Origin of the sequence: Marinobacter sp. EhC06 (assembly GCF_001650915.1) — a bacterium.
Classification (GTDB): Bacteria; Pseudomonadota; Gammaproteobacteria; order Pseudomonadales; family Oleiphilaceae; genus Marinobacter.
In genome coordinates, this window is the sequence record NZ_LXYO01000001.1 from 283,720 (window position 1) to 296,971 (window position 13,252).

11 protein-coding genes are annotated in these 13,252 nt (G+C 57.8%); 5 read left to right on the forward strand and 6 right to left on the reverse strand.

Going from position 1 to position 13,252, the window contains the following annotated elements; translation table 11 throughout:
- Positions 1-42: 42 nt before the first annotated feature.
- The 4 genes from sodB to A8B84_RS01290 all read left to right on the forward strand — a co-directional run bounded on the left by sodB (position 43) and on the right by A8B84_RS01290 (position 5,584).
- A complete protein-coding gene (gene sodB, locus A8B84_RS01275) occupies positions 43-621 on the forward strand; it encodes a superoxide dismutase [Fe] (protein WP_064228770.1) in 579 nt (192 codons plus the stop codon).
- Positions 622-904: 283 nt separating this feature from the next.
- Complete coding sequence (locus A8B84_RS01280) at positions 905-2,965, forward strand: putative bifunctional diguanylate cyclase/phosphodiesterase (protein WP_064228769.1); 2,061 nt, start codon at positions 905-907, stop codon at positions 2,963-2,965.
- Positions 2,966-2,987: 22 nt separating this feature from the next.
- Entirely contained in the window at positions 2,988-3,575 is a 588-nt protein-coding gene (locus tag A8B84_RS01285; protein WP_014577658.1) for a LemA family protein, read from the forward strand.
- 11 nt (positions 3,576-3,586) lie between these two features.
- On the forward strand, positions 3,587-5,584 hold the full coding sequence (locus A8B84_RS01290; protein WP_064228768.1) for a M48 family metallopeptidase: 1,998 nt from the start codon (positions 3,587-3,589) through the stop codon (positions 5,582-5,584).
- 4 nt (positions 5,585-5,588) lie between these two features.
- Here the strand turns inward: A8B84_RS01290 and gspD are convergent, their stop codons facing one another.
- The 6 genes from gspD to A8B84_RS01320 all read right to left on the reverse strand — a co-directional run bounded on the left by gspD (position 5,589) and on the right by A8B84_RS01320 (position 12,113).
- Positions 5,589-7,538: a type II secretion system secretin GspD gene (gene gspD, locus A8B84_RS01295; protein WP_064229003.1), complete on the reverse strand. Its 1,950-nt coding sequence runs from the start codon at positions 7,536-7,538 to the stop codon at positions 5,589-5,591.
- A 32-nt stretch (positions 7,539-7,570) separates the two neighbouring features.
- Positions 7,571-8,425, reverse strand: a complete 855-nt coding sequence (locus A8B84_RS01300; protein WP_064228767.1) for a type II secretion system protein N — start codon at positions 8,423-8,425, stop codon at positions 7,571-7,573.
- A 1-nt stretch (position 8,426) separates the two neighbouring features.
- Positions 8,427-9,218: a type II secretion system protein N gene (gspN, locus tag A8B84_RS01305; RefSeq protein ID WP_064228766.1), complete on the reverse strand. Its 792-nt coding sequence runs from the start codon at positions 9,216-9,218 to the stop codon at positions 8,427-8,429.
- Positions 9,219-9,351: 133 nt separating this feature from the next.
- On the reverse strand, positions 9,352-11,004 hold the full coding sequence (groL, locus tag A8B84_RS01310) for a chaperonin GroEL (protein ID WP_064228765.1): 1,653 nt from the start codon (positions 11,002-11,004) through the stop codon (positions 9,352-9,354).
- 78 nt (positions 11,005-11,082) lie between these two features.
- Positions 11,083-11,370, reverse strand: a complete 288-nt coding sequence (gene groES / locus A8B84_RS01315) for a co-chaperone GroES (protein ID WP_008171363.1) — start codon at positions 11,368-11,370, stop codon at positions 11,083-11,085.
- A 194-nt stretch (positions 11,371-11,564) separates the two neighbouring features.
- On the reverse strand, positions 11,565-12,113 hold the full coding sequence (locus tag A8B84_RS01320) for an FxsA family protein (protein ID WP_064228764.1): 549 nt from the start codon (positions 12,111-12,113) through the stop codon (positions 11,565-11,567).
- 282 nt (positions 12,114-12,395) lie between these two features.
- Between A8B84_RS01320 and A8B84_RS01325 the strand changes: the two genes are divergently transcribed.
- Positions 12,396-13,157 carry an SDR family oxidoreductase gene (locus tag A8B84_RS01325; RefSeq protein ID WP_064228763.1) on the forward strand — a complete coding sequence of 254 codons (762 nt, stop codon included), beginning with the start codon at positions 12,396-12,398 and terminating at the stop codon, positions 13,155-13,157.
- Positions 13,158-13,252 lie beyond the last annotated feature (95 nt).

Here is a 13,252-nt window from a genome sequence, read left to right on the forward strand (position 1 = left end):
CACGTACATCAACATAAACAGAGAGACAGGGAGAACGACCTCATGGCATTTGAACTTCCCGCACTGCCTTATGAAAAGAACGCACTGGAACCGCACATCTCTCAGGAAACTCTTGAGTACCATTACGGTAAGCATCACAACACCTACGTCACCAAGCTCAATGGCCTGATCGAAGGTACTGACAACGCCAACAAATCTCTTGAAGACATCATCAAGAGTGCCAGCGGCCCGCTGTTCAACAACGCCGCACAGGTCTGGAACCACACCTTCTACTGGCACTGCCTGAGCCCGAACGGTGGCGGTGAGCCGACCGGCGCAGCCAAGGAAGCCATTGAGAAGGCGTTCGGTTCTTTCGAAGACTTCAAGAAAGAATTTAACGACAAGGCCGCCAATAACTTCGGTTCTGGTTGGACCTGGCTGGTGAAGAAAGCTGACGGCAGTGTTGGCATTGTGAACACCAGCAACGCCGAAACGCCGCTGACCGGCGCCGACAAGCCGGTGCTGACCGTCGACGTTTGGGAGCACGCTTACTATATCGACTACCGCAACTCCCGTCCGAACTACCTGGAAGCGTTCTGGAACCTCGTCAACTGGGATTTCGTGAACGAAAACCTGGCCTGATCCAGGTTTCGCTCCCAGACATAGCCTGTATAGGCTGCGTTGAAACGCCCGCCCCTGGCGGGCGTTTTCGTGTCTGTCATACCTAAGCAATTACAATTTGATACAACCACACCCTGAAATCTTTGAAAAAATCGCCGATACTCCATGAAGATATCGAAACTCTGAACCATACTTAGCAACAATAATCAGGGTGAGGCCCCAAGCACATCGCCCGAAGTGCGACATTTTCGCCCTGAACAGTGCGGAACGCTCGTCCTGCATAACCGGAATAAGACAGGCTTGAATGCAAAACTCCTTCGAGGTTGAACATCGCCTGGGCTATCGAATCTTACGGTGGATTCTTGCCGTGGCCCTTGTCAGTGGCGTAATTGTCAGCACCATACAGGTCATACTGGATGCTCAACGCGTGTCCAGGGGGCTGGACAACGACGCCGAGCAGACCATCGCGATGGTAAAAGACGCCGCTACCCAGGCAGTGTTCAGCATAGATGCCGAACTCGCCCAGCAGGTGGTGGACGGCCTCTTTGCGAAGGAAGCTATTCATACAGCCCGAATTGTTCATCCGGACGGCGAGCCACTCGGGAATCGCGACCGCCCGTTGCAGCATACCGCCTTTCGCCCGGTTACCGATCCCTTCTTCGATGCTGAACGCATGTTCCGGGAACCACTCTTCCGTGAAGGCAATCCGGAGGATGTCTACGGCTACCTCGATGTTCATTACGATACGGCACCGGCTGCGCGTACCTGGCTGGACCGGGCGGCGGTCACCTTCGCTTCCGGCATAGCGACGGCCCTTATCCTCGGGATGGTGCTGTTCTATGTTTTCCATCTGCTTCTGACGCGCCCACTTCTCAGAATTGTCAGCTCCGTAAAGCAAGTCGACCCCGCTCACCCGGATGACCGCCTGGTCACTACGCCACCCGGCCACCAGAGCGACGAGCTGGGGCTGTGGGTAAACGCCACCAATAATCTGCTGGTCGCCATTGGTGACAGCCAGAAACGTCATCGCGAGGCAGAGGATCGGGTAAGCCGCCTGTCCCGCTACGATCAGCTCACCGGCCTGCCCAGCCGGGATACCTTTATGGAGTTGCTGGTGCGGGACATTGAGGAGGCCAACAAACGCAACTCACAGCTGTCCCTGATTGTCTGCGGCATCGACGACTTCAAGTCGGTGAACGAGCAGTGCGGTTTCCGCTCTGGCGATCTTATCCTGCAGACGGTCGCAGACCGGCTGACCAACAAACTGGACAACGCCAGGTTTACCATTGCACGCCTGGGCAGCGATCAGTTCGTGATTGTTCAGAAAGGACTTCGGGACGGATTCCAGGCGGCGGACACGGCCGAACGAATTCTTGCCTGTATCAGCGCCCCCATGCTTGTTGAAGAGCAGAGCATTTCCATGACTGCTACCATGGGTGTTGCGCTGTACCCGTCTGACACCAACCAGGCAGACCGGCTGCTGCAAAGTGCCGAGCAGACCATGACCCTGGCCAAGCAGAACGGCCACAACCACTTCCAGTTCTACGTTGCCAGCATTGACCAGGAAATCCGGGACCGAAAGCAACTGGAAAAGGATCTGTCCCAGGCACTTGCAAACCACCAGTTGCACCTGGTTTACCAGCCCCAGATCAACCTTGAAAGCAAACGTGTAATCGGGGCCGAGGCGTTGCTGCGCTGGGAACACCCGGCTCGCGGCATGGTTCCTCCCGACTTTTTCATTCCGGTCGCCGAAGCGAACGGCTCCATTGTTGAAATTGGCCAGTGGGTCCTGGATCAGGCCTGTTGGCAGGCGGCACGCTGGGCATCGGATGGCACTCCATTGCGCATTGCGGTTAACCTCTCAGCCGTTCAACTGCGCCAGGAAACCATCGTCGATGACATCCTCGACACCTTGCGACGACACAAGATTCCTGCCGGGCGACTGGAGCTTGAGGTGACCGAAACCAGCTTCATGACCAACCTCTCAGATGCTGTGGCCAAACTCCACAGGCTCAACAAGGCCGGAATCAGTATCGCCGTGGACGACTTCGGAACCGGCTACTCCTCCCTCACCTACCTCAAACAGATGCCAGTGCAGCATCTGAAAATCGACAAACAGTTTATCCGGGACCTGCTGGTTAACGAGGAAGACACCCGAATCGCAAACACCATCATCGATCTAGGCAAGAGTCTGAATCTGTCAGTGGTTGCTGAAGGTGTGGAAACGGCAGAACAGGAATACTACCTGAGTCAGCGCGGCTGCCAGCTGGCCCAGGGCTATTTCTTCAGCAAACCGTTGCCACCGCGTGAATTTGAGACCTTCGTAAAAGGTTTCCACGAGCAAATCGTGGAAAATAACGCCTGACCCATTACCCTGAGGAGTTGCTATGGGAACTACCGTTATCGGCCTGATCGTTATTGCCGTCGTTGTTTTCTACCTGGTCTTTATCTACAACCGCCTGGTTTCCCTGCGCAACCAGTTCAAGAACGGGTTTGCCCAGATTGATGTGCAGCTGCAGCGCCGGCACGACCTGATTCCGAACCTGGTGGAAGCAGCAAAAGCCTATCTGACCCATGAGAAAAGCACCCTCACCCAGGTGATGGAAGCCCGCAACAATGCGGTCAGCGCCCAAAAGGATGCCGCCAAGGATCCAGGCGACGGAACCAAGATCCAGCGCCTGGGCAGTGCCGAAAATCTGTTGACCAAGGCGCTTGCCAACTTTTACGCCGTGGCGGAGAACTACCCGGAGCTGAAGGCCAACGAAACCATCCAGCAACTAATGGAAGAACTCTCCAGCACCGAGAACCGCGTCGCCTTTGCTCGCCAGGCCTATAACGATGGCGTAATGAGCTACAACATTTTCCGGGAGCAGTTCCCCAACAACGTGATAGCCGGCATGTTTGCGTTCAAGGAAACGTCGCAACTGGAACTGGAATCACCGGAAGCCCGTCAGGCACCGAAAGTGGCCTTCTGAGGCCCTGAGGCATGGCTCACCCCGGTTTCTTTCAGCGCCAAGCCCATGCCCGGCGCAACACCAGTCTGCTGGTCTTCCTGTTCCTGACGGCGGTCGCGTTTATTACGCTCGCCGTCTGCCTGGTGGGTTATTTCGTGACCCGCAGCGAATCCTCCGGCCTCGCATTCCATCACTGGTTGCTCTCCAATCACGGTCTGTTAACGGCCGTTACCGTTGTCGGACTGATTGTACTGGGTTCCCTGCTCCGCTGGGTCGACCTGGCCGGCGGCGGCGACCGGGTTGCCAAAATGGTTGGCGCGCGACCGATTGATCCCGATACCCGGGACAGTGACGAGCGCAAGCTGCGTAACATAGTCGAGGAAATGGCCATTGCCAGCGGTGTTTCGGTGCCGGAGCTCTACGTAATGGACCATGAAACCGGCATCAATGCCTTCGTGGCGGGCTATACGCCTGGCGAAGCCGTTATGGTCGTCACCCACGGAGCCATCACCCAGTTGTCCCGGGACGAACTGCAGGGGGTGGTTGCCCACGAATTCAGCCATATTTTCAACGGGGACATGCGGCTGAACGTGCGGCTCATTGCCCTGCTCGCCGGTATCCTGATGATCGGCCAGATCGGCGGCTTCCTGCTTCGGGCTTCCTTTTACCGTGGTCATCGAGTGGGCCGGTCCCGGGACGGGCGGGCCCAGGCGGCCATGGGCATCATCGGTCTGGCCCTGTTCGTCATTGGCTATGTTGGGGTCTTCTTCGGCCGTCTGATACAGGCAGCGGTCTCCAGACAACGGGAGATGCTGGCGGACGCCTCTTCAGTGCAGTTTACCCGCAATCCCGAAGGGATCGCCGGCGCCCTGTTCAAGATCGGCATGAAGGGTGGCTATCTGGACACCACCAGCCACGCCAGCGACATGAACCACATGTGTTTTGGCGAGAGTGCACGGATGAAGTTTACCTCGCTTCTGGCATCCCATCCGCCGATCGACGAGCGAATCAATGCCATTCAGCCGGGCATGCTGGCCAGATTGCGCAGCCGGCTTCGGGATACCGAGCCAGGTGCCGACCTGTACCGCGGATCTGCGCCTGCACCGGAAGCCGGAACAGCGGGGTTCACCGGCGCGGCATCCGACATCCTCGGGCCGGTCACCGGTAAGAGCGGGAGAACATCACCCCTCGCATCCAGCCCGGAGAAGACCATAAAGCCGGGCCGGAAGTTTTCAGATCAGGTGGGAACCATAAACCGGCAAAGTGAAGATTTCGCACTGCGCTTCCTGGAGCGCCTGCCAGCCACCTTCCGAAACCTGCTGTACACCCGTGCCGGGGCCGCCCAGCTTTGCTACGCCATGCTGATCAGTGAACTGCCACGCCCCCAGCAAACGGAACGACTGGACCTGCTGCCGGCTCACCCGGTATTGGGCAGCCAGCCGGAACTTCTGGAGAAACTGTTGCCCGCCCTGAAAACTATTGGTGAAGGCGTCCGCTTCCCTGCTCTTGAGCTGGCCATGCCAGCGCTGCGCAAGCTGGACCCGGAAGAACGGGAGATGCTGATTACCAACGTCCAGAAACTGGTTGCAGCGGATAACCGGGTTACCCTGTTCGAGCTGGCCCTGACAAGCTTCCTCTCCCGCCATCTGGGCGATGAGGCAGCCAGAGTAGTACCGGTCCGCTACAAGAGCTACAAGCCCGTCATGCCAGCCCTGCAACGCCTCCTCAGCCTGATGGCACGGGCTGGCTCTGGGTCCCAGGCTGACGCCGAAAAACTGTATCGGGAAGCCATGGCAGGCTTCATGAATGCGAAGGATGCTGTGGAACCGGTTCTGGAGAAAGTCACCATGCGCCAGCTGCGGGAGGCATTGACCGCGCTGAACGGCCTCTCGCCGCTACTGAAACCGGCGATCATTGATGCCTGCGGGCACTGCATCACCCGCGACGGCAAAGTGGAAACCCGGGAGTATGAACTGATGCGTCTGGTGGCGGACCAGATGGACTGTCCGATGCCGCCACTGGCTGTCTGAGAGCTTACTGGACCCGGGAGCTTCCGTCTTCAAACAGCGCATCCACAGTCGGGCGCTGCTCTTCAGTCGGGATACCCAGCTTCTCACGGATGTTCAGATTGACATCCCATAGCTGATTGAACTTGTCGGAGGTGGCCGCAACGGCTTCCTCCTTACCCAGCATGATCTTGGGGCGGAGGAACACCAGCAGGTTACGCTTCACCCGGCGCTCCGACTCCGACGAGAACAGACGCCCGACAAACGGAATGTCACCCAGAAGGGGCACCTTGCTCTTGTTGACCTGATAATCATCCCGGGTCAAACCACCCAGTACGATGGTCTCTCCATCATCCGCCAGCACCGTGGTCTTGATTTCCCGTTTGTTGGTGACGATATCCGAGGCGTTCTCGATACTGTCTGCCACGCTCTCAGTGGTCTGCTCCACCACCAGTCGCACCAGGCCATCGGCACTGATGGTCGGGGTAACCTTCAGAGTCAGACCGATATCTCGACGCTCGATGGTGGTAAACGGATTGGTGGTGCCATCACCAGTGACGGTGGACTGCCCGGTGCGGAATGGCACGTTCTGGCCCACGATAATTTCCGACTCCTGGTTATCCAGGGTAATGATGCTGGGCGTGGAGAGAAGGTTTGCAGCCGCCGAGGTAGAAAGTGCCTGCAGGAGAATCCCCCAACTGACGCCATCCTCGTTGCGCTGGCCAGCGCCGACAGTGATACCACCCGTTGCGGGAGTAATGGCGGATCCAGTCAGGATCGCGCTAAGCACTTCACCCAGGCTGCGACCGACGTTACCGAAGTTGGTGCCTGCGACCGGCGTGGATTCGCCAGATTCGTCACCCACGGCAACCTGTACGCCCAGATCCTCGCCCAATTCGTCACTGATCTCGACAATGGCAGCCTCAATCATTACCTGAGCACGACGCACATCCAGCGCTGCGACAATCTGTTCGGCTTCCTGCATCAGAGACGGCTCTCCTCGAACCACCAACGCGTTTAGCCCTTCATCGGCAAAGACGGCGAAGCTGCTCTGCGGTTTGGCGGCACCGCCGCCTCCTGAACCGGCACCTTCTTTCACCAGCTCGCCCATGACCCCCTTGAGAATTTCAGTGAGGTTTTTGGCGTCGGCGTGTTTCAGCCTCAGGACCTTGGTGGTGCCGCCGGTTGCCGAAGGCTGATCCAGTTGCCGGATCAGACCGCGCATCTTGTCCCGGAAGGTCTCATCGCCTCGCAAAATAAGACGGTTACTACGCTCGTCTGCGGTTACGCTGTATTTTCTGGCGGCATTGTCGCCGCCGGCCCGGCCCAGTTCATCGGGGGCCAGTTCCTGTAGCAGCGTCACCATATCGCCCACCCAGGCTTCCTGGAGCTGAATGACTTCCACTTCGTACTTGGAGGGGCTATCCAGCTCCCGGACAATCTGCTCGATACGCTGGATGTTTGAAGAATGATCGCTGATGATCAGCGCGTTGGCAGCGGCCACTCCGGCCAGATGACCATACTTCGCAACCAATGGGCGCAAAATGGGCACCAACTCGAGGGCATTGGCGTTGTCGATCTGGATGACCCGGGTAATCAGCTGTTCAGAGGGCGTTTCGGGAAACCGCTCCAGGATTTCCGCTGACTGCTTGGCATCAACCTGCTGCACCACCTTGATCACTTCTTCGCCTGGAATGGCGGTAAAGCCGTGAACATTCAGAACCGCCAGGAACAGATCGTAAATCTCATCCTTGTTCATGGGTGCGCTGGAGAGCACGGTTACCTTGCCCTTCACCCTCGGATCCACCACAAAACTGTACCCGGTAATATCAGCCACCTGGGTCACAAAGGCGCGGATATCGGCGTCTTTAAGATTAAGCCGCCACGTCTCGGCTTCCTGCCCATGCGCCATGGACATAAAGGGAAGGAGAACAAGCAGGACAATGGCCCGCAAAAGATTGATCTTATGGTTATACATCTGGCGATTTCGTCCTGTTTCGATGAACCCGATCAGCGCCACTGTTCGGGTATGGCATAACTGATGGTGAGGATGGATCCGTCACGCTCTATTTCTATCTCCAGCTGGGCCTGGCCACGCCAGTTCTCAAGCAGGGCCTTGTCCTGGCTGATATCACCCAGCCGCTGGCCGTTGATCGCTGTTATGACATCACCGGCCTGCAGGTTGACGGCATTCAGCATGGCATTGGAGCCGTCGTATACATAGCCAGACATGCCGCTGTCATCCACCGGGCTCAACCCGAAAGGCGCCAGTGCGGCAATGCCCTGACTGTCGATCTGTTCGCGGGCGCTGGCCAGGAACTCGTCCGGTGATGATTCTGCCGGCTCGGCGGCCACCTCTGCAACCAGATCTGACGATACCTGCTCTTCAAACGTCAGGGTCTCGTATCGTCCGCCCCTACGAATCAGAATTCGCCCCGGCTCTACTTCCGCCAGCTCAGCACTGCCGGGCAACATTTCCCCTACCCGGTAATACGCCGTTTCACCATTGCTTCCAGCAACTATAGCACCGGAGTCCTCCGGGCGCTGTGCTACCAGTACCCCTTCGAGTCGAAGCCGAAGGCGGGTTTCCGGAGCCGAACGCCGAACGGCTTCCGCCACCTCAACCGGCCGCTCCGAACGCCCGAAAAAATCATAGACTGACATGGAGGTGGTCAGACGGCTGCCCGCAGCCATGTTCCCGGCGCTGCTTGACGCTGGCGCGCTGGGAACCGGCCTGTCGTCCCAGGCGAACAGCCAGGTCACACGGGCGAGGGCGACAGCCAGATACACCACCAGCACCATCAGCAACAGGTTTGCGAGGACCCGCGAAATCCGGCTCTGGGCCGGGGTACTCAACAGAGCCATACTATCGCGCCCCCGGTACAAGAGGCTGGCGTACCCGGAAAACCACATCGCCGGGGCTGGCAGAATCTGGCCAGGGCTGGCCGGCAAGGTCCACCATACGTTTGTAGACACGCAGTTCCATCATTCCGTTCCAGAACACGGTGGCATCTGCTGCAGGCCCCTGCCCGCCCTGCTCGGACACGGTCAATGCTACGCCACCCTGGGTGGTATCCATGCTCGCCTGCATGGGCGGAAACTCCGCCTGCCCGCGTTGATCTCCCATTGGCCAGGTCACCAGGCCGCCATCCCAGCGCCCAAGGCCTTCTGCCCGGGTAATCCGGTTGTCGACCCAGGCCATATTCAGCCGGTCGATCATGACTTCGCCTTCGATCATTGCACCACCACTCTGGCGGATCAGGTCTTCAAACTCGGCAACCATAACCCGACCGTTGGCATCCAACTTAGCGCTGGCAGGCCAGCCGATCGTAACATTACCGTTGAGCGACGATTGTGACGATTCCACGGAAATTCTGGCGGGCCACTCGAGACGGGTAACAGAAGGCATGTGAAGACGCCAGTCAACACGTAGCGGAAAACCGGCAACAACAACTCCGGCCTCTCCATCCCAGAGTTTCCCGGCAACCTGTTGGACCTGCACTTGGGGAGGCAAAGATACATGGGCAGAGGCCTGCTGCCAGACCCATCCCGCCGGTACCAGAAAGACCAATGACAGCAGATAAACCAGAGCGCCCAGCAGCAGAAGCAGGAATACCTTGCCGGGGCGAAGAAAGGATTTGGGTTCAGCGTCACTCATTCGGCGTTGCACAGATAATGGACCGGAAGCCGAGTCTAGCAAAGGCATGGGGCAAGTTCATGACAAAAAAACAAAAACCCCGCGTTAGCGTGAACCAACGCGGGGTTTTTCAGGGGCCAGGATCAGGCCGGCATTACATCATGCCGCCCATGCCTCCCATGCCGCCCATTCCACCCATGTCCGGCATGCCGCCGCCGGCTTTGTCGTCTTCCGGCTCATCCGCAACCATCGCCTCGGTGGTGATGATCAGGGAAGCTACGGAAGCGGCAGCCTGCAGAGCGGAACGGGTGACCTTGGCAGGATCCAGGATACCCATTTCCAGCATGTCGCCGTAGGCTTCAGTTGCTGCGTTGTAGCCGAAGGAACCTTCGCCTTCGCGAACCTTGGCAACCACAACAGAAGACTCACCGCCTGCGTTGTAAACGATCTGACGCAGAGGCGCTTCCATGGCACGACGCAGGATGTTCACGCCGGCTTTCTGCTCTTCGTTGATGGCGTCTACCTTGTCCAGAGCCGCGATGGCACGGATCAGGGTAACGCCGCCGCCCGGCACGATGCCCTCTTCAACCGCAGCGCGGGTAGAGTGCAGCGCGTCTTCAACGCGGGCCTTCTTCTCTTTCATTTCCACTTCAGAACCGGCACCAACCTTGATGACGGCAACACCGCCAGCCAGCTTGGCAACACGCTCCTGCAGCTTCTCCTTGTCGTAGTCGGAAGAGCTGTCTTCGATCTGCTTGCGGATCTGCTCAACGCGAGCTTCGATGTCCGCCTGCGCACCAGCACCGCCGATGATGGTGGTGTTTTCCTTGGTGACGTTCACACGCTTGGCCGTGCCCAGGTCATCCAGGGTGGTGTTCTCAAGAGTCAGGCCGACTTCTTCAGAGATTACGGTACCACCGGAAAGGATCGCGATGTCCTGCAGCATTTCCTTGCGACGGTCACCAAAGCCAGGCGCCTTAACGGCGTTAACTTTCACGATGCCACGCATGTTGTTCACTACCAGAGTAGCAAGCGCTTCGCCTTCGATATCTTCAGCGATGATCTGCAGCGGCTTGCCAGCTTTGGCAACAGATTCCAGCACCGGCAGCAGTTCGCGGATGTTGGAGATCTTCTTGTCTACCAGCAGGATGTACGGGTCTTCCAGCTCGGCAGACATGTTGTCCTGGTTGTTGATGAAGTACGGAGACAGAAAGCCACGGTCGAACTGCATACCTTCAACCACGTCCAGCTCGTCTTCCAGGCCACGGCCTTCCTCAACAGTGATCACGCCTTCCTTACCAACTTTCTGCATCGCATCGGCAATGATCTTACCGATGGTCTCGTCGCCGTTGGCAGAGATGGTGCCAACCTGGGCAATCATCTTGCTGTCATCGCAGGGCTTGGCCATCTCGCGGATCGCCTTTACAGCCTCGGTGGTGGCTTTGTCGATGCCACGCTTCAGATCCATCGGGTTCATGCCGGCAGTAACAGCCTTCACGCCCTCGTTAACGATGGACTGGGCCAGAACGGTTGCAGTGGTGGTACCGTCACCAGCCGTGTCGTTGGCCTGGGAAGCCACTTCTTTCACCATCTGGGCGCCCATGTTCTCGAACTTGTCTTTCAGCTCGATTTCCTTGGCTACGGAAACACCATCTTTGGTGATGGTCGGCGCGCCGAAGGATTTTTCCAGAACCACGTTACGGCCTTTCGGGCCGAGGGTCACTTTAACCGCGTCTGCCAGAACGTTGACGCCCGCGACCATGCGCTTACGCGCGCTATCACCGAATTTAACGTCTTTTGCTGCCATGTCTTCTATTCCTGTTCGTTAAACCGAAGTCGTTGAATCAATCGGATTAATGAGAGTTCGTGCGATTCGCCTCAGCGATCACTCAAGCACGCCGTAGATATCGCTCTCGCTCATGATGAGGAGCTCTTCGCCGTCGATCTTGACGGTGTTACCGGCGTACTGGCCGAAGACCACGGTGTCACCCACCTTGACCGCCAGTGAGCGGGTTTCGCCGTTTTCCAGGATGCGACCGTTACCAACGGCAATCACCTCGCCCTGGGAAGGCTTCTCTTTGGCGTTACCCGGCAGCACGATGCCACCCGCAGTTTTCTCTTCTTCTTCCTTACGGCGCACGACAACACGATCGTGTAGCGGACGAATTTTCATTGCTCGGTTTCTCCAATAGTCAGATTAATGTGGCAATGACATTGTTGATGTAAGTCGGACAGGCAAAGCCTGAACCGACAAATTGCCCGGCTGGATAACCAACTGTTTTCAGTGGAAATCAGCCCGCAGCGAACTTGTGGTTCCTATTTGGGGTAGCTGGCAGGTGTTTTCAACACCCCGGAGAGAAAATTTTTTCACTTTTTTTCGATCCGGTCCCGATCGGATTCCGTCTCGTCCTGATACTCGCCTTCGATGATGTCGCCGTTACTGTCCCGATCAAACGGACGCTGCGGGCCAAACGGGTTTTCCCGGCCACCAAACGGATCCTGTCCAAACGGATTCGAACCACCACCGGCACGAAAATAGAAGCTGCTGCTCCGGTTCTGACCAGCCACGACCATGCGCTTCAGAGCCTGGGCTGCAAGCCAGTGGCGGGTTCCCGGGATGAGACACAGAAAGCCGACCGTATCGGTAATAAACCCCGGCGTCAGCAACAAGGCACCGCCAATGGCCAGAATCAGCCCCTCGGCTACCTCTTTGGCGGGCAATTCACCACTGTTCAGCCGCTGATTGGCCCTCAACAGCGTTGCCAGGCCCTGCTGGCGAAGGAGCCACGCACCAATCACGGCGGTCAGCAACACCAGCCCGACGGTGTTGAGTACACCAATCATGCCGCCGACCTGGATCAATACCGCCATCTCGGCAATTGGCATGATAATGAATAAGAACAGAAACACAGACATCGGGACCTCAGGGTCTGAATGTGGCTTTAAGAAGGTCTGGTATACTCCACACCCTCGAAATTAGAAAGGCGGCTCGCACAGGTCAAGAGGCGTCGCCAGAGCAGCCCCTCCGTGGAATGTTGGAGGCCAAGGATGGCCGGAAACAAGCGCACATGGACGTGCTCGTAGCGGTTCCACGGAGGCGCTGCTCTGGTGACGCTGGCACCCATGCAGAAGGCGTCAGAATAAACTAAGACGCACAGCAACCGTAAAACCACCTGATAACAGTAGTTAGGGCAAAACATGAAACTTCAAGATTCCGTGATAGCAATTACCGGCGGCGGCCAGGGCCTTGGCCGCGCCATGGGCGAATACCTTGCCGCCAAAGGCGCAAAAGTCGCGCTCATCGACCTGATGCCGGAGAAGCTGGACGAAGCCGTCACCGCCTGCGTGGCCGCGGGCTCCGAGGCCAGAAGCTACGTCTGCAACGTCGCCAAAGAAGAAGACGTGGAGAGAACCTTTGAAGCCATCGTAAAAGACTTCGGCCACCTCAATGGCCTGATCAACAACGCCGGTATCCTCCGGGACGGCCTGATGGTCAAAGTGAAGGATGGCGAAGTTGAGCGCCGCATGGAGCTGTCCCAGTGGCAGGCCGTTATCGACGTCAACCTCACCGGCGTATTCCTCTGCGGTCGCGAAGCCGCCACCCAGATGATCAAGAACGGCGACCAGGGCGCGATCATCAACATCGCCTCCATCTCCCGCGCCGGCAACATGGGCCAGAGCAACTACTCCGCCGCCAAAGCCGGCGTCTCCGCCCTGGTTCCCGTATGGGCCAAGGAACTCGCCCGCTACGGCATCCGCTGTGCCGGCATCGCCCCGGGCTTCATCGAAACCGAAATGACCGCCTCCATGAAACCGGAAGCCCTGGAAAAAATGACCGCAGGCATTCCGCTGAAGCGCATGGGCAAGCCGGAAGAGATTGCCTCGGCTGCGGCGTTCATCTTTGAGAACGACTATATGTCCGGGCGTATGCTTGAAGTGGATGGGGCTCTGAGGCTGTAATCCCTCAGATCCATCAGAGAAGTGAGGCCAGCTCAGGGACGAGCCGGCATACAGCTAAAATACTTTACATAACGAAAGATAGAGACGATAATGTA